Genomic DNA, 15,714 nt, shown 5'->3' with positions numbered 1-15,714 from the left:
ATGTTCGACAAGATCCTGATCGCCAACCGGGGCGAGATCGCGCTCCGGGTCGTGCGCGCCTGCCGCGAGATGGGAATCCAGTCGGTTGCGGTGCATTCCACCGCCGACGCCGATGCCATGCATGTGCGCATGGCGGATGAGGCCATCTGCATCGGCCCGCCCCCGTCCTCGCAGAGCTACCTGAGCTTTCCGTCCATCATCTCGGCCTGCGAGATCACGGGCGCGCAGGCCATCCACCCGGGCTACGGCTTTTTGAGCGAGAACGCCGCCTTCGTGCAGGCCGTCGAGGATCACGGCATCACCTTCATCGGCCCCACGGCCGAGCATATCCGCATCATGGGCGACAAGATCACCGCCAAGGAGACGGCGAAGGCCCTGGGCATCCCGGTCGTCCCGGGCTCGGACGGTGGCGTGGCGACCATCGCGGACGCCAAGCGGGTCGCCGAGAGCATCGGCTATCCCGTCATCATCAAGGCCACGGCAGGTGGCGGCGGGCGCGGCATGAAGGTCGCCCGCGACGAAGGGGAGCTGGAGGTCGCATTCCAGACGGCGCGTTCCGAGGCCAAGGCGGCCTTCGGGAACGACGAGGTCTACATGGAGAAGTACCTCACCACCCCGCGTCATATCGAGATCCAGGTTTTCGGTGACGGCAAGGGAAACGCTGTTCACCTGGGCGAGCGGGACTGCTCGCTCCAGCGTCGCCACCAGAAGGTCCTGGAGGAAGCGCCCGGCCCCATCATCACGCCCGAGCAGCGTGCCCGCATCGGCAAGATCTGCGCCGACGCCGTGGCCAAGATCAACTACATCGGCGCCGGCACCATCGAGTTCCTGTTCGAGAACGGCGAGTTCTACTTCATCGAGATGAACACCCGCCTGCAGGTGGAGCATCCGGTGACCGAGGCGATCTTCGGCGTGGACCTCGTGCGCGAGCAGATCCGGGTGGCTTGCGGGCTCCCCATGTCGTTCACCCAGGACGACCTCCGGATCGACGGCCACGCGATCGAGGTGCGGATCAACGCGGAGCGTCTACCGAACTTTTCGCCATCCCCTGGGAAGATCACCCAGTATCATGCGCCCGGAGGCCTGGGCGTGCGAATGGATTCGGCGCTGTATGATGGCTACCGCATTCCGCCCTACTACGATTCGCTGATCGCCAAGCTCATCGTGCATGGGCGGGACCGGTCTGAGGCCTTGGCCCGTCTGAGCCGGGCTCTTGGCGAACTGATCGTGGATGGAGTGGACACGACGATTCCCCTGTTCCACGAGCTCACCCAGGATCCCTCGATTCAGGCGGGGGACTACGACATCCATTGGCTCGAGCGTTGGCTCAAGGAGAACATGGCAGCTCCGGCGTGAGAGGAGACGATCTGACGCCAGAACTGCTTCTCTCGGCCTACCGCCAGGGCATCTTTCCCATGGCCGAGAGTCGGAGCGACCCAGACGTGTTCTGGGTCGATCCGAGGCAGCGCGGGATTTTTCCCTTGGATGGGTTTCGAGTCTCCCGCAGCCTCGCGCGGACGCTGAAGCGAGGGACATATCGCGTCAGCTTCGACACGGCCTTCGACGCTGTCGTGCAAGGCTGCGCCGACCGGGCGGAAACCTGGATCAGTGGGACTATCGCTGCCCTTTACTCGGCGCTGTTCGCCCATGGTCGTGCTCACTCCGCCGAAGTCTGGCAGGAGCGTGACCTCGTTGGTGGTGTCTACGGCGTCGCCATCGGCGCGGCCTTCTTCGGGGAAAGCATGTTTTCCCGAAGGACCGACGCCTCGAAGGTCGCGCTGTTTCACCTGATCGAGCATCTGCGTGCGGGTGGGTTCAAGCTTTTCGATACCCAGTTCCTGACCCCTCATCTCGCAAGCCTGGGGGCCATCGAAGTCAGTCGGGGAACTTACCGCGCCCTGCTGGCCGAGGCGCTGAGGCAGCAGGCGACCTTTCCGGTGTCATAGGACTCGGCGCACCCTCCACGGCAAGTCGCGCCGGAGAAGCAAAGCCTAAATGTCTGACCGTGCCTTCGGCCGGCTGACCTGCGGCGCGGAGTGTCATACCCAGAGTGGGGCCGCAGGACGACACAGGGCAACGATACTATCTTCATACCTCCGTCCGCGTGGCGGGGTCGCCTCAATCCACACCGATGCAGCGCAACGCCCAGACATCGTATCGGGGGTGATCGAGCGCGCTCAACGCCGGGGCCGAGGCCACCATCCAGCCTTCGAACACAGCGGCATCGTCCTGCTTGGTCCGGATGCTGAGAAGGATGTAAGCGTCACCTGCGGGGTTGTCGGTCGGGTACCGGCAATCGCCCATCGTCACGGTCAAGGCCCCGATGTCAGCGGTCTCACCGTTTCGGAGTTGGAGGTCCGAGGTCGTTCCGTTGATCTTGTCCAACACCCGGACAATCCCGCCCACAGCCGACGCCGCAGCCCCAGAGGGCGCCTGGATCCGTTCAGAAGGCTCCTGCCCCCGGGAGGGCGGAACAATGGACAGGCTGTCCTGCGCCGCCACGGGCGCTGCAAAGAGCACAGCCGCGAGCACGCTCCGCTTCATGATCCCTGATCGTTGCCGCCGGAGATGTACTGAAGCAGAAGTTGCAGCAGGCTGACCGCGCCTTGGGTGTCCACGATCTCGCCGCCGTCGGCGAGGGTCGTGAGAGAAGCACCCGGCACGATCTCGATGTAGTTGCCGCCAAGCAGGCCCTCGCTGGCGACGACTGCAGAGGAGTCGTCGGGGATCGGGACCTGCGCGTCGAGCGTGAGTTCGGTCGTGGCCCGATAAGTCTCGGGGTCCAGGGCCATGTCGGTGACCGTCCCGATCTTTACGCCAGCCAGTCGTACATCCGTGCCCAGCGACACGCCTTCGATGGATCGAAAGCTCGCGCTCAGTTCAAGGCCGTCGGACGGTCCGCCGTACCCCGTCACCTGTGCCGAATACAGGAGAAAACCGCCCGCGATGAGCACCACGGCAGCTCCGGTTACGATCTCGACCGGGGATTCCCGCATCACTCAGGGGACCAGGCTTCGTAATCCTCGCGCTTCACGGGTTCGGCTCGCAGAAGCGAACCCGATGGAGCATAGGCGTATGGCGTGCCCGTCAGGTTGGGCAGGGACGGCTTCTCCCAGAACTTGCGGACCGGCGGGCGGACCGTGGGAGGCTCGTCCCAGGTGCGGTGCAGCCAGCCGAACCACTCAGTCGGGACACGGGACGCTTCGGCTTCGCCGTTGTAGATGACCCAGCGGCTCGAGTCGTCAGCAGTCCGGTAATACACGTTCCCCAGAGCATCCTCCCCGACCTTCTGCCCGTGGCGCGCAGTCCAGAGCTGCGTGCCGAAGGTCTGGCTGTTCCACCACGTAAAGGTGCGCTTCAGAATGTCAGAAAGTGCCATGAGATGACTCCGCCGCTCTGCGCCTCAATGCCCCGGATGACCGGAAGGGTCAATGTAGGCCGGCGTGGTCGAAAGCGATCACGGGTGCCCCAGCTTCCGTATCCCTGGCCCCTCACAGGGATTCGAGACGAGCGCCCCCGGGGGCCACTGCGGGCGGTGACCCGACCTGCGGGCCGGGCTCCTTGGGCCGTTGCGAAGCCCGGCCACCCTCGTCAGGACAGGGCCAGGTTTGGCGGCGGCCCTGCTGAGCGGGAGCGTCGCCGCAGAAGGCCACATCCCGCGATGGCAGAGAGAAGCAGGCCTCCGGTCGCGGGGAGCGGGGCCGGAACCACGGATGCCGCGAAGGTGATCGTGGCTTGGCCAGAGGGCTGTACGGCCCGAACCCTCCCGAAGCTGATCGTCAAAGTCTGGCTTTCCCGGGCAGCCAGGGTCAGGTCCGTCCCTTGGGAGGTGGTCCAGTCCGGATGCTTGGTCGTATCAAGCAGATACCCGCCCAGCTTGATCTTGACGCCTCCGGCGAATCGGGCGGCCACCTGGTTCACGGTTGCCCCGAAGCTCAACGTCTTCCTGGTGTCGGACGCGTTTCGGAACACGAAGCTGTAAGTTCCGGACCTGTTGTCGGCATCGGCCGGGCTGAACGTCGCCACGAAGTTCCAAGCCTTTCCCTCCAGAAGAGTGACGCTCTGCCCGGACCTGATCGTATTGGTGGCGCCAAGCGTGACGGCTTTGGCAGCCAGCGGCATGAGGGCCAGTGCAGCGGCAAGGCAAGCCGAATGCAGCCGCCTCACGAAGAGACGCTTTCGATTGTCATAGGGTTACATCCCGTTGTTCAGTTATGGCCAGGCCGCACCGAACCGGGCGCGCTCCGACTTTGGGATGGGGCGCGATAACTGGTTCTGGTCAGCCGTGAGCCGCAGGTCTTCTGCCTCACCGGGATACAGCAGTTTGGTAAACAATCGCTTTAGGGCGATGATTTTGCACGAAGGGAGTACCGCCGCCGTTCACAGCGGCTGGATTGGAGGCCCCAAGAGCCCCGCTTGAGTGCGCGTGAAGGGCAAAGCCGGTTGGGCAAGCGCACGACCCCGCCAAGGGAACAGCGCAGCCGGATGCCGACGACGACACGAGCTTGGTTTCAGGGCTCCAGCACCCGGATCGGACAAAGATCTTCCGATGACCAAGTTGGCCGACCCATCACGAAAAAGGCGGCAGGACATTGCCCTGCCGCCCCAACAACCTTGCCGTGCCGCCGATCAGCGGGCTGCAGCGACTTCCTTCTTGGCCGCGGGGTCCGTGTGGATCATCAGCGGCTTCCCGTTCGGCTGAACAGCCTCTTCGTTCACGACCACCTCGCGAACCGATGTCAGACCGGGCAGATCGAACATCGTGTCGAGGAGGATGTCCTCCATGATGGACCGAAGGCCGCGCGCGCCGGTCTTCCGTTCGATCGCACGCTTGGCGATGGCCTTGAGCGCGTCATCCGTGAAGGTCAGCTTGGTGTCCTCAAGCTCGAACAGGCGCTGGTACTGCTTGACCAGAGCGTTCTTGGGCTCGGTCAGGATCTTCACGAGAGCCGCCTCGTCGAGGTCGGTCAGCGTGGCGATGACCGGAAGACGGCCGACAAACTCGGGGATCAGACCGAACTTGAGCAGGTCCTCGGGCTCCAGATCCTTGAAGATCTCGCCGACGCCACGCTCGTCCACGTCACGGACCTTCGCATTGAAGCCCATGCCTTGGCCCTTGGCCCGCTGACCTATGATCTTTTCCAGTCCCGCGAAGGCCCCGCCGCAGATGAACAGGATGTTCGTGGTATCCACCTGCAGGAACTCCTGCTGCGGATGCTTGCGCCCGCCCTGCGGCGGCACGGACGCGACGGTGCCCTCCATGATCTTGAGAAGGGCCTGCTGCACCCCCTCGCCCGACACGTCCCGCGTGATGCTGGGGTTGTCGGACTTGCGGGTGATCTTGTCGACTTCGTCGATGTAGACGATGCCGCGCTGCGCCCGCTCCACGTTGTATTCCGAGGCCTGGAGCAGCTTGAGGATGATGTTCTCGACATCCTCGCCGACGTAGCCGGCCTCGGTCAGGGTGGTCGCGTCGGCCATCGTGAAGGGCACGTCGAGGATGCGGGCCAGCGTCTGCGCGAGCAGCGTCTTGCCGCAGCCGGTCGGGCCGATCAGCAGGATGTTGGATTTGGCCAGCTCGATGTCGGACGCCTTCTGGGCGTGGGACAGGCGCTTGTAGTGGTTGTGGACGGCCACGGACAGCACGCGCTTGGCGTGGATCTGCCCGATGACATAATCGTCGAGAACGTCGCAGATCTCGCGCGGGGTGGGCACGCCGTCGGTGGACTTCAGGCCGGAGCTCTTGGTCTCCTCCCGGATAATGTCCATGCAGAGCTCGACACATTCATCGCAGATGAACACGGTCGGGCCTGCGATGAGCTTGCGCACCTCGTGCTGGCTCTTTCCGCAGAAGGAGCAGTAGAGCGTGTTCTTGCCGTCGCTGCCGGATGCGTTCGCCATGTGACTCCTCTGGCCCACGGGCCTCAGCTTGCCCCCGTGGGGCTCGTCGGGAGCGGCGCCCGGCTCAGGCGCCGCCCATCGTGCAGACTAGGGCAGGTGCCCTGGGTCCACAACGCCAAAATCCCGCCCCGAGGTCCACCTCGCGGCGGCGTGTTGCCTCAGGCGGCCGCGGCATCCGCGCCCTGCGCCGGATCGCGCGAGGTCAGGATGTCGTCGATCAGGCCCCAGGCCTTGGCTTCCTCGGGATCCATGAAGTTGTCGCGCTCCAGCGCGGCCTCGACCTCTTCCATCGTGCGGCCGGTGTGCTTCACGTAGATCTCGTTGAGGCGCTTCTTGAGAGCCTCGGTCCGGCGGGCATGGATCAGGATGTCCGTCGCCTGGCCCTGGTAGCCGCCCGACGGCTGGTGGACCATGATCTCGCTGTTGGGCAGCGAGAAGCGCATCCCCTTCTCGCCCGCGGTGAGCAGGAGCGAGCCCATGGACGCGGCCTGTCCGACGACCAGCGTCGACACCTTGGGACGGATGTACTGCATGGTGTCGTAGATCGAGAGGCCCGACGTCACCACCCCGCCGGGGGAGTTGATGTACATCGAGATCTCCTTCTTGGGGTTCTCGGCCTCGAGGTGGAGGAGCTGGGCCACGATGAGCTGCGCCATCACGTCGTGGACGGGACCGGAGACGAAGATCACCCGCTCCTTCAGCAGGCGGGAGAAGATGTCGTAGGCCCGTTCCCCCCGGCTCGTCTGCTCGACGACCATGGGGACGAGGTTCATGTAATGGGAAACGGGATCTTGCATGGACGAACCTCTGCTGGGGACGTTCCATATCTACGGCCCGCACCGGGGGGCCGCAAGGGCGGGTCGGGTTGGCGATTGCGTGAAGACCCCGCCCCCGCGCCGCCCCAGTCGAGCGCTCAGGCCGCGGCGGGCTCGTCCACGGGCTGGGGATCGACGGGGAAGGTCACGGACAGGCGGTACACCCCGTCGCGCACTTCGGTTTCCACGGGTCCGCCGATCTGTGCGGCGAAGGCCTGGATGAGGTGATGGCCCAGCCCGCGCCCCGCGCTTTCCTCCGGCGTGGGCTGGGCGATGTAGCTGTTGGCGATCCGCAGCGTGGCCCGCTCGCCCTCCCGGTGGAGCGTGACCGACAGGCTGGGCCGCCCCTCGGGCGCGACGGCCCGCGCGAGGGCGTTGGACACGGCCTCGGCCGCAAGGAAGGCCAGCGGAACGACCTTGTCGGGATCGAGCGCCATGTCCTCGATGTCGAGGACGGCTTCGATGCGATCGGGGGACGACCGCAGCTCCTGCTCCACGATGGCGCGGAGCACCGGCGCGGCGTTCACGTCCCCCATGTCCGGGCTCGTGTACAGGCTGCGGTAGATGGAGGCGAGCGTGAGGACACGGTCCTGAAGACGGCGGAGGATGCCGCGCACGCGCGGATCGGGCATCCGGCGCATCTGCATGGACACGATGGACGAGATGAGCTGGAGGTTGTTCTTCACGCGGTGGTGGACCTCGCGAAGGAGGACGCCCCGTTCGCGGAACGCATTCTCCATGCGGGCCTCGTCCTGGAGGATCGACTGGGCCATCTGGCGGAAGGCGCCCTCGATCTCCCGCAGCTCGAAGGGCGCCGAGGGCGACGGCGGACGGCCGGGCAGGCTGCGGTCGCGCCCGAACCGACGCATCCGGGCGCCGAGGTCGGTGACCCGCCGGATCACGAGCCGGTGGATCGCCCAGAACGCCACGATGAGGCTGGTCGCCCACATCAGCAGCGGGAACAGGAGCGGCGAGTCGATCGCACGCCCGATCCCCTGCCCGGCCTGCTCGGGCGACCAGATCGCCATGGCGTAGGCCACGTTCGGGATCAGCGGCGTGACGGTATAGACGCGGTCCTCGCCGCGGGCGTTCTGCCCCTGGAAGACCTGGGGCCGCTGCACCGTTTCCGCCGATAGCGCCCGCCCCTGCGCGAGAAGGTCCGCCAGCGGCACGTCCTCCTGGCCCGCGACCTGCGTGGTCAGCACCTCGCCCCTGGCGTTGTAGGTGATGAGACGAAGGGGCCGAAGGGCCGAGACGCCGAACGGGGCGGTCATGATCCGGTCCCGGGGGATGGAGATGGCCAGGTAGCCCGGAAAGCCGCCCTCCTCGCCCGGCTCGGGCATGATGGGCAGCATGACGATCATGACATCCTGGCCCGAAAGCCCGCCGCCCGCCCGCGTCCGCACGGTGACGCGCGGGTTCGCCATGAGCTCCGGCATGTCGATGGTGTCCGCGACCTCGAAGCTGCGCCCCGCCGAGGAACAGGTGACCGGGCCTTCGGCCGGGAACAGGCCGATGAAGCTGTAAAGCTCCCGGTCCTGCACGAAGCGGTTCAGGTAGCCCGAGCAGGTCTCGGGATCGTCGAGGAGATCCGCGACGACGCCCAGCGCCTCGCCGGCCCCCAGCGCCTGCTCGACGGCCTGCCCGACCCCGGCGGCGCCCTGCTCGGTCAGGGCCAGAAGGGACAGCTCGGTCCGCCGCAGTGTTTCGCGCTGGAACTCACGCGTCTGCCACAGCGCAATCAGGCCAAGCGGCAGGAGCGCGATCGTGAGGAACGCCGCCACGCGCGGGGCCAGCCCATCCAGCCGTGGGCGGTACCAGGGCCGGGGCGCCCCCGTCACAGATGTGGCCCGCCCTGGGAGGCGATCACCGCCAGGGTCGCTCCGTCGGTGAGCTCGAGGCTGTCGGCGTCATTGAGTTGCAGGAGCTGGGCGAGACGCGCCCGCGCCCGGTTGGCGCGGCTTTTCACCGTCCCCACCGCGACGCCCGTCATCTCGGCCGCCTCCTCGTAGGAAAAGCCCGACGCGCCCACGAGGGCCAGGGCCTCGCGCTGCTCGTCGGGAAGCTGTTGGAAGGCGCGGATGAAGTCGGCCATCTGCAGCCGCCCGTCATGGGCCGGCTTTTCGGCCAGGGTCGCCACCAGCGCGCCGTCGCTGTCGCTCACCTCCCGCACGGTACGCCGGCGGGTCGAATAGAAGGTGTTGCGCAGGATGGTGAACAGCCAGGCGCGCAGGTTCGTGCCGGGGGCAAAGCGGTCGAAATGCGACCAGGCCTTGACCACCGTGTCCTGCACGAGATCGTCCGCCTGCGACGCGTTCCGCGTCAGGCTAAGCGCGAAGGCCCGCATCGCCGGCAGGTGGGTCACCAGCTCGTCGCGGGGGTTCGGCGGCGTCGTGGAGACGTCGGGCGCCCTGCGCTGGGCCGCGCGCTCCGTCCCTTCGGCGGAACGGATCGGGGGCCGGCTGCTCCGACCGGACACCCGCGGCATCACGCGCCCAGTCGCGGCGAGTCGCGACGTTCCGGAGCGGGAGGAGGGGCAACCTCGCTCAGGCGCTTAAGAAGGTGCGAGAATTCGGTCGGCAGCTGGCCTTCGACCGGCGCCCCGAAGGCGCGGCGCAGATTGCCGGCGAAGGCCGCTCCGCGCAGCTCAAAGGTCGAAAGCTCGTCCATATCGGGCAGAAACCTTTCCCTCTTCCCTTTCCGAACCTAAATCTCGGGCCTAATGTTTGGTTCCACCGCAATGCAGGGACGCTTCATCACATGAGCACGAATGCCGCACCCGACCTGTCCGCGCTGATCGGGTCGGAGCTACCCTATCTTCGCCGCTATGCCCGAGCCCTGACCGGGAGCCAGTCCAGCGGGGACGCCTATGCGCTCGCCACGCTCGAGGCGATCCTGGAGGAGCCCGAACTGTTCGAGGTCGGCGTCAACCCGCGGGTGGCGCTGTTCACGGTCTTCCACACCATCTGGCAAAGCTCGGGCGCGCCGGTTTCGGAAGGGGAAACGGGCCTCGCCCTTGCGGCGCAGCAGCACCTCGCCCGGCTCACGCCCAACACCCGCGAGGCTCTGCTCCTGGCGACCATCGAGGATTTCAAGCCCGAGGAGATCGCCACCATCATGCGGACGGACGTGGACGAGGTCATGCACCTCATCAACCGCGCCCGCGCCGACATGGAGGACAGCGTGTCGGGCCGCGTCATGATCATCGAGGACGAGGCGATCATCGCGCTCGACCTCCAGAGCATCGTGGCGGACATGGGTCATGCCATCACCGGCGTGGCGCGGACCCGCGACGCGGCCGTGGCCCTGGCCGGGATCGAACGGCCTGACCTCATCCTCGCGGACATCCAGCTGGCCGACAAGTCGTCGGGGATCGATGCGGTCAACGACATCCTCAGGGCGGGCGGCAACATCCCGGTGATCTTCATCACCGCCTTCCCGGAACGGCTCCTGACCGGGGAGCGGCCCGAGCCCGCCTTCCTGATCTCCAAGCCCTACCGCGAGGATCAGGTGAGGTCCGCCATCAGCCAGGCGATGTTCTTCTCGTCGACCGAGACGCTTCACGCCTGACGCGAAACCGGCCCGGCAGCGGCGCCCGGCCATCCAAGGATGCCAAGCGGCCCGGGGGCGACCCCGGGCCGTTGCGTTGTCAGCCTCCGAAGACGGTGAGTTCCGGCAGGCCGGTGAGGGGCGCCCCCAGGGCGCGCATGGCCTCCAGGCTGATCTGGCTGCCCGAGCCCGGCTCTCCGCCCGAAGGCCGGAGCTCCAGGGCGACGGACTGGCCGTTGTATTCGACGCGGCCCTGCGTCGGTTCGCTGACCAAGGGCGTCTCGAGCCAAAGGCCCGGATTCGCCGGGGATCCCAGGGACGCCACGGTCGTGCCCAGCTGCCCGGCCGGCCGGGGGGTGGCGGAGACCGCCGTCGGGGCGGGCTCGCCCACGGCGATGCCTTCGACGGCAGGCGGCGGAGCCAGCGGGTCGAGCGGCTGCGTTTCGACCGTCACGGGGGCCGGAAAGGCAGCGGGCGTCGGCGCGGTGAGATCCGCGGGCCGCACGGCCGGGGACGTGACCTGGGTCACGGCCGGCGCGGTGGGGACTCCGGGGCCGGACTCGAGGTCGGCGCAGGCCGCGATGGGGAGAAGGGCGAAAAGGGGGAGGATGCGGGTGCTCATGCCCGGACGCTAGCCCATGCCCCCTTGCCGGCGCAACGTCCGCGAAAGCCCCGATCATCGCTTGCGGCGGAATGGTCCCAGGCCTACTTGAGAGATCATGGACGCTCTCGTCGATCCCTTCGGCCGGACGATCCGATACCTGCGGGTGTCGGTCACGGATCGTTGCGACTTCCGTTGCGTCTACTGCATGTCCGAGGACATGACCTTCCTGCCGAAGTCGGAGATCCTCACCCTCGAGGAACTCGACCGCCTGTGCTCCGCCTTCGTGCGCCATGGCGTCGAGAAGCTGCGCATCACCGGGGGCGAGCCTTTGGTCCGGCGCAACATCCTGAGCTTCTTCGAGGCGATGGGGCGGCATCTCCGGAGCGGCGCGCTTCGCGAGCTGACCCTGACGACCAATGGCAGCCAGCTGGAGCGCCATGCGGCCGACCTTGCCCGCGTGGGCGTGCGGCGGGTGAACGTCTCGCTCGACACCCTTGATCCCGAGCGGTTCCGCAGGCTCACCCGCTGGGGACGGCTGGAGCAGGTCCTTCGCGGCATCGAGGCCGCACGCGAGGCAGGCCTGCGGGTCAAGATCAACGCCGTGGCCCTGAAGGGCGACACCGAAGAGGAGATGTTCGACCTCGTCCAGTGGTGCGCGCGCGAGGGGCACGACCTGACCTTCATCGAGGTGATGCCGATGGGCGACATCGGCAACGAAATGCGCCTCGACCAGTTCTGGTCCCTGCGCGACCTGCGCGCCCGGCTGGCGGAACGCTACACCCTGACCGACCTTGCCGAGCGGACCGGCGGTCCGGCCCGTTACGTCCGGCTGGAGGAAACAGGGCAGAAGATCGGCTTCATCACGCCGCTGTCCCATAACTTCTGCGAATCCTGCAATCGCGTCCGGCTGACCTGCACGGGGCAGCTCCATACCTGCCTAGGCCAGGAAGGCGCGTCGGACCTCCGGGCGGCGCTGCGCGAATCCGGGAACGAGGATCTTCTGGACGACGCGATCCGGGCTGCGATCCGGCTCAAGCCCAAGGGGCATGACTTCGACTATTCGCGCGGGGTCGGCGGCCGCATCTCGCGCCACATGAGCCATACGGGCGGCTGACCTTGTCCGGATCACGGCCCTGGCCCGCCCCCTTGCGGCTCTACGGCTGGGCCGCCAACCTGCTGCAGGGCCAAGCCTTCCGTCGCGTGTCGGAGCGGCTTGGCTCGCAAGGGGTGGAGCCGGTGCGCCAGCGCGAACGCCTGGGCCATCCGACGCTGGTCCGCCCGCCCGGGCGGCTGGTCTGGTTCCATGCGGCCAGCGTGGGGGAAAGCCTGTCGATCCTGCCCCTCGTGCGGCTGCTCGCCCCCCGGGTCCAGGTGCTCGTGACCACCGTGACCGCAAGCTCGGCCGGGATCATGGCGCGGCGACTTCCCGCAGGCGTGCTGCACCAGTTCGCCCCGATTGATTCGGGACCGGCGGTGCGGCGGTTCCTCGATCACTGGCAGCCCGACCTGGCGGTCGTCGTCGAAAGCGAGATCTGGCCGCAGATGCTTCGGATGTCGGCGCACCGGGGCGTGCCGCTCGTCCTGATGAACGCGCGCTTCTCGCCCCGCTCGCTCCGGAACTGGGCCCGGGCGCCCCGGAGCGCGCGGGCGGTGCTGGGCCTGTTCGCGCGCATTGTGACCCAGACCGAGGGAATGCGCGAGGCGTTGGTCAGCCTGGGCGCCGACCCCACCCGTACGGTCGTCGGCGGCAACATGAAGGCCTCGGCCCCGCCCCCGCCCGACAACCCCGAGGAGCGGGCGCGCATTGCGGGCCTTCTGCAGGACGCTCCGGTATGGGCCGCCGTCTCCACCCATCCGGGCGAGGAGGAAGCCGTCCTGGCCGCGCACCTGCATCTGCGCGAACGGCTTCCCGGGACGCGGCTGATCCTCGTGCCGCGCCATCCGGAGCGGGCCGCGGAGATCGGAGCGCTGATCGACCGGACAGGACTGGCCTGGACCCGGCGCAGTGCCGGCGAATCGCCGGCCACCGCGGTCCATCTCGCGGATACGCTGGGCGAGACGGGCCTCTGGTTCCGGCTCGCGCCATTGGTATTCCTGGGCGGGTCCTTCGTGCCCGTCGGCGGTCACAACCCATGGGAGGCCGCGCAGTGCGGCGCGGCGCTGCTGATAGGCCCCTTGCGGGACACGGTGGCCGGCGACGTGGCAGCGCTCGAGGCGGTGGGGGCGGCGATGACCGTGCAGCGGCCCGAGGATCTGGGCCCGGTCGCGATGGACCTCCTCGGGCGGGCCGACCGTCTGGACGCGATGCGGGCCGCGGGACTCGGCCTCGCATCGGCGCAGATCGGGCGGACCGAGGCGATCGCGCGCGACCTCCTTGGGATGCTGGCCGATGCGTGACGCCAAGGACCCGGCGACGGTCCAGGTCATTGCCCCGAACTTCAAGCGCCGCCTGTCGGGAGTCACCTCGACGGTGTTCCGGCTGGTGCCGTTCCAGGCCCGCGACCTGAACGTGGTGGTGGCCGGACCGGTCGTGCCCGAGGGCATCCCGCAGATCCGGTTGCGCGACCTCGTCCTGATGCCGCGCCACGGCCCCGACGGCCCGCGTGTCTGGCACGCCCGGCGCAATGTCGAGATGCTGGGCGGGCTTGCCCTTCGCGCCCTGGGCAAGGACCTGCGGCTGCTGTTCACCTCGGCGTCGCAGAGGCGGCACACCGGGTTCACGAAATGGCTGATCCGGCGGATGGATGAGGTGGTCTCGACCTCGGCCCGGACCGCCGCCTATCTGGAGCGGCCTTCCGTGGTCGTGCATCATGGGATCGATACGGCGACGTTCCAGCCCCCGGCCGACCGTGCCGCGCTGCGGTCCGAGTTGGGCATGCCCGAAGGACCGATCGTGGGGTGCTTTGGCCGCATCCGCGCCCAGAAAGGGACGGACCTGTTCGTCGACGCCATGATCGGGGTCCTGTCGGAGCGGCCGGACGGCGGAGCGATCCTGCTTGGCCGCGCCACGTCCGAGCATCGAAGCTTCCAGCAAGGCCTTGAGACCCGGATTGCCGCAGCCGGGCTGTCGGACCGGATCCGCTTCCTGGGCGAGGTGCCGGTGGGCGACATGGCCCGCTGGTACCAGGCACTGGACCTATTCGTCGCGCCGCAGCGCTGGGAGGGGTTCGGCGTCACCCCCATCGAGGCCATGGCCTGCGGCGTGCCTGTCATCGCCACGCGCGTCGGCGCCTTCGAGGATCAGGTGGCGGACGGCGTTACGGGGCGGCTGATCCCTGCCGACGACCTGCCGGCCATGGCCCAGGCAATCCGCGACGCCCTGTCGGACCGGCCGCGGCTCGCCCGGTGGGGCGAGGCCGCGCGCGCGCATGTCCTGGGCCGATTCCGCATCGAGGACGAGGCCGCGGCGCTGAACGCGCTCTACCGAGACCTCCTCAGGCGCTGATCGGCATCCGCGTCTCGGCCACGCCCGCGAGCCAGGAGCATCCGGCCGGGATCGCTTCGTCGTTGAAGTCGTATTCCGGGTGGTGGACCGGCGCGGTCGCGCCATTGCCCAACAGGATATAGGCCCCCGGCCGCTCCTCGAGCATGTAGGCGAAGTCCTCGCCGCCCATGACCAGGGGGGCTTCGTCGCAGGAGCCCGAGACCATGCGGGCCACCTCGCGGGCGAACTCGGTCTGCGCCTCGTGGTTCGCCATCACCGGATAGCCGCGCATGTAGTTGACCCTGGCCGAGGCGCCGTAGGCCAGCGCCGTCGCCTCGGAGATGGCCTTGAGCCGTGCCTCGGCCATGTCGCGGTTTTCGCGGGACATGGTGCGGATGGTGCCCCGCAGGGTGACGCGGCTGGGGATGACGTTGAAGGCCTTGGACGAGGATTCGATGGAGGTGACCGAGACCACCACCTGCGACACGGGGTCCGAGTTGCGGCTCACGATGCTCTGGAGGGCGACGACCGTATGGCTCGCGGCCAGGGTCGGGTCCACGACCTCCTGCGGCTTGGCGGCGTGGCCGCCCTTACCTTCCACCACGATCTCGAACTGGTCCGTGGCGGCGAAGAAGGTTCCCGCCCGGATCGAGAAGCTGCCCAAAGGCCGCCCGGGCCAGTTGTGGAGCCCGTAGACCTCGGTCACGCGCCAGCGGTCCATGAGTCCGTCGGCGCACATCTCGCGTCCGCCGCCGCCGCCCTCCTCCGCGGGCTGGAAGATGACGATCACGGTGCCGTCGAAGTTGCGCGTCTCGCAGAGATATTTGGCGGTGCCGAGCAGCATCGCGGTGTGGCCGTCGTGGCCGCAGGCGTGCATCGCGCCCGGAGTCTTGGAGGCGTAGGCGACGCCGGTGGCCTCGTGGATGGGCAACGCGTCCATGTCGGCGCGCAGGCCGATCACCTTGCCGGAGGTCGTCGCCCTGCCCCTGATGACCCCCACGACGCCGGTGCGGCCGATGCCGGTGACCACCTCGTCGCAGCCGAACTCGCGCAGGCGGTCGGCCACCAGGGCCGAGGTCCGGTGGGTTTCGAACAGGATCTCAGGGTGTTCGTGGATGTCGCGGCGCCAGGCGGCGATCTCGGGCAGAAGCTCTGCGAAACGGTTCTTGGGCGGCATGGAGGACACTCTCGCTGGATGACCGATTGTTGCCCCAAGCCGGAGCCGGGGCAACCCCGGCTTCGACGAGGCCGAAGCCGATGCCCGGCCCTGTTCGGTTGCACTGAGGACTCGCCCCCCGAACCCCCACCGCAGATCCAACCCGAAGCTGGCCAGCCGTCGTGGCGCGTGCCGGATCCGGGCACTCAGGCATCGGGATGGCGCCACTTCGCAATCGTGTTCCTTCGTGGTCTGGCGCGTCGCA

General features: G+C 68.0%; 17 protein-coding genes. 6 read left to right on the top strand and 11 right to left on the bottom strand.

The window, feature by feature from the left end; translation table 11 throughout:
- Positions 1-1,356, top strand: coding sequence for an acetyl-CoA carboxylase biotin carboxylase subunit (gene accC / locus J3P31_RS05615; RefSeq protein WP_210527426.1), 1,356 nt, complete (start codon positions 1-3; stop codon positions 1,354-1,356).
- Complete coding sequence (aat, locus tag J3P31_RS05610; protein WP_210527425.1) at positions 1,353-1,946, top strand: leucyl/phenylalanyl-tRNA--protein transferase; 594 nt, start codon at positions 1,353-1,355, stop codon at positions 1,944-1,946. The genes accC and aat overlap by 4 nt, the downstream gene beginning before the upstream one ends.
- A gap of 172 nt (positions 1,947-2,118) precedes the next feature.
- On the opposite strand, the gene J3P31_RS21825 is transcribed toward aat, so the two are convergent.
- The 9 genes from J3P31_RS21825 to J3P31_RS05565 all read right to left on the bottom strand — a co-directional run bounded on the left by J3P31_RS21825 (position 2,119) and on the right by J3P31_RS05565 (position 9,386).
- On the bottom strand, positions 2,119-2,388 hold the full coding sequence (locus tag J3P31_RS21825) for a DUF2155 domain-containing protein (protein ID WP_368373025.1): 270 nt from the start codon (positions 2,386-2,388) through the stop codon (positions 2,119-2,121).
- Between the two features lie 152 nt (positions 2,389-2,540).
- Positions 2,541-2,996 carry an outer membrane lipid asymmetry maintenance protein MlaD gene (gene mlaD, locus J3P31_RS05600; protein ID WP_210527678.1) on the bottom strand — a complete coding sequence of 152 codons (456 nt, stop codon included), beginning with the start codon at positions 2,994-2,996 and terminating at the stop codon, positions 2,541-2,543.
- Entirely contained in the window at positions 2,996-3,379 is a 384-nt protein-coding gene (locus J3P31_RS05595; protein WP_210527423.1) for an NADH:ubiquinone oxidoreductase subunit NDUFA12, read from the bottom strand. Before J3P31_RS05595 ends, mlaD begins: the two co-directional genes overlap by 1 nt.
- A 212-nt stretch (positions 3,380-3,591) precedes the next feature.
- The gene (locus tag J3P31_RS05590) at positions 3,592-4,122 is read right to left on the bottom strand and encodes a VPLPA-CTERM sorting domain-containing protein (protein WP_210527422.1); all 531 of its coding nucleotides are present in this window, start codon (positions 4,120-4,122) and stop codon (positions 3,592-3,594) included.
- 507 nt (positions 4,123-4,629) lie between these two features.
- A complete protein-coding gene (gene clpX, locus J3P31_RS05585; RefSeq protein WP_210527421.1) occupies positions 4,630-5,901 on the bottom strand; it encodes an ATP-dependent Clp protease ATP-binding subunit ClpX in 1,272 nt (423 codons plus the stop codon).
- Positions 5,902-6,059: 158 nt separating this feature from the next.
- Positions 6,060-6,698 carry an ATP-dependent Clp protease proteolytic subunit gene (locus J3P31_RS05580; protein ID WP_210527420.1) on the bottom strand — a complete coding sequence of 213 codons (639 nt, stop codon included), beginning with the start codon at positions 6,696-6,698 and terminating at the stop codon, positions 6,060-6,062.
- A gap of 116 nt (positions 6,699-6,814) precedes the next feature.
- A complete protein-coding gene (locus tag J3P31_RS21820) occupies positions 6,815-8,557 on the bottom strand; it encodes a sensor histidine kinase (RefSeq protein ID WP_210527419.1) in 1,743 nt (580 codons plus the stop codon).
- Positions 8,554-9,195 (bottom strand): RNA polymerase sigma factor, encoded by a 642-nt coding sequence (locus J3P31_RS05570; RefSeq protein WP_368373024.1) that lies wholly within the window; start codon positions 9,193-9,195, stop codon positions 8,554-8,556. Before J3P31_RS05570 ends, J3P31_RS21820 begins: the two co-directional genes overlap by 4 nt.
- Positions 9,196-9,203: 8 nt before the next feature.
- Positions 9,204-9,386, bottom strand: coding sequence for a hypothetical protein (locus J3P31_RS05565; protein WP_210527417.1), 183 nt, complete (start codon positions 9,384-9,386; stop codon positions 9,204-9,206).
- Positions 9,387-9,476: 90 nt separating this feature from the next.
- On the opposite strand from J3P31_RS05565, the gene J3P31_RS05560 reads away from it, so the two are divergent.
- On the top strand, positions 9,477-10,286 hold the full coding sequence (locus tag J3P31_RS05560) for a response regulator (protein ID WP_210527416.1): 810 nt from the start codon (positions 9,477-9,479) through the stop codon (positions 10,284-10,286).
- 79 nt (positions 10,287-10,365) lie between these two features.
- On the opposite strand, the gene J3P31_RS21815 is transcribed toward J3P31_RS05560, so the two are convergent.
- The gene (locus J3P31_RS21815) at positions 10,366-10,887 is read right to left on the bottom strand and encodes a D-galactarate dehydratase (RefSeq protein ID WP_210527415.1); all 522 of its coding nucleotides are present in this window, start codon (positions 10,885-10,887) and stop codon (positions 10,366-10,368) included.
- 97 nt (positions 10,888-10,984) lie between these two features.
- Here J3P31_RS21815 and moaA point away from each other — a divergent pair, with 97 nt between their 5' ends.
- From moaA to J3P31_RS05540, 3 genes are read left to right on the top strand one after another with little or no spacing between them, the layout of a single operon-like run.
- Positions 10,985-11,983: a GTP 3',8-cyclase MoaA gene (gene moaA / locus J3P31_RS05550; protein ID WP_210527414.1), complete on the top strand. Its 999-nt coding sequence runs from the start codon at positions 10,985-10,987 to the stop codon at positions 11,981-11,983.
- A gap of 2 nt (positions 11,984-11,985) precedes the next feature.
- Positions 11,986-13,266, top strand: coding sequence for a 3-deoxy-D-manno-octulosonic acid transferase (locus tag J3P31_RS05545; protein ID WP_210527413.1), 1,281 nt, complete (start codon positions 11,986-11,988; stop codon positions 13,264-13,266).
- Positions 13,259-14,314: a glycosyltransferase family 4 protein gene (locus J3P31_RS05540; RefSeq protein ID WP_210527412.1), complete on the top strand. Its 1,056-nt coding sequence runs from the start codon at positions 13,259-13,261 to the stop codon at positions 14,312-14,314. Before J3P31_RS05545 ends, J3P31_RS05540 begins: the two co-directional genes overlap by 8 nt.
- On the opposite strand, the gene J3P31_RS05535 is transcribed toward J3P31_RS05540, so the two are convergent.
- Entirely contained in the window at positions 14,304-15,470 is a 1,167-nt protein-coding gene (locus J3P31_RS05535; RefSeq protein WP_210527411.1) for a M20 aminoacylase family protein, read from the bottom strand. The genes J3P31_RS05540 and J3P31_RS05535 overlap by 11 nt on opposite strands.
- Between the last annotated feature and the right edge of the window lie 244 nt (positions 15,471-15,714).

Origin of the sequence: Rubellimicrobium arenae (assembly GCF_017916275.1) — a bacterium.
Taxonomy (GTDB): Bacteria; Pseudomonadota; Alphaproteobacteria; order Rhodobacterales; family Rhodobacteraceae; genus Rubellimicrobium; species Rubellimicrobium arenae.
Note: the sequence above shows the minus strand (reverse complement) of the source record. Positions and strands in the feature narration are given on the sequence as shown.

Excerpts from the sequence above, each read along its gene's own strand:
- accC (WP_210527426.1), top strand. The coding sequence starts at position 1 with ATGTTCGACAAGATCCTGATCGCCAACCGGGGCGAGATCGCGCTCCGG.
- mlaD (WP_210527678.1), bottom strand. The coding sequence starts at position 2,996 with ATGCGGGAATCCCCGGTCGAGATCGTAACCGGAGCTGCCGTGGTGCTC.
- J3P31_RS05595 (WP_210527423.1), bottom strand. The coding sequence starts at position 3,379 with ATGGCACTTTCTGACATTCTGAAGCGCACCTTTACGTGGTGGAACAGC.
- J3P31_RS05590 (WP_210527422.1), bottom strand. The coding sequence starts at position 4,122 with ATGCCGCTGGCTGCCAAAGCCGTCACGCTTGGCGCCACCAATACGATC.
- clpX (WP_210527421.1), bottom strand. The coding sequence starts at position 5,901 with ATGGCGAACGCATCCGGCAGCGACGGCAAGAACACGCTCTACTGCTCC.
- J3P31_RS05580 (WP_210527420.1), bottom strand. The coding sequence starts at position 6,698 with ATGCAAGATCCCGTTTCCCATTACATGAACCTCGTCCCCATGGTCGTC.
- J3P31_RS05565 (WP_210527417.1), bottom strand. The coding sequence starts at position 9,386 with ATGGACGAGCTTTCGACCTTTGAGCTGCGCGGAGCGGCCTTCGCCGGC.
- J3P31_RS05560 (WP_210527416.1), top strand. The coding sequence starts at position 9,477 with ATGAGCACGAATGCCGCACCCGACCTGTCCGCGCTGATCGGGTCGGAG.
- J3P31_RS21815 (WP_210527415.1), bottom strand. The coding sequence starts at position 10,887 with ATGAGCACCCGCATCCTCCCCCTTTTCGCCCTTCTCCCCATCGCGGCC.
- moaA (WP_210527414.1), top strand. The coding sequence starts at position 10,985 with ATGGACGCTCTCGTCGATCCCTTCGGCCGGACGATCCGATACCTGCGG.
- J3P31_RS05540 (WP_210527412.1), top strand. The coding sequence starts at position 13,259 with ATGCGTGACGCCAAGGACCCGGCGACGGTCCAGGTCATTGCCCCGAAC.
- J3P31_RS05535 (WP_210527411.1), bottom strand. The coding sequence starts at position 15,470 with ATGCCGCCCAAGAACCGTTTCGCAGAGCTTCTGCCCGAGATCGCCGCC.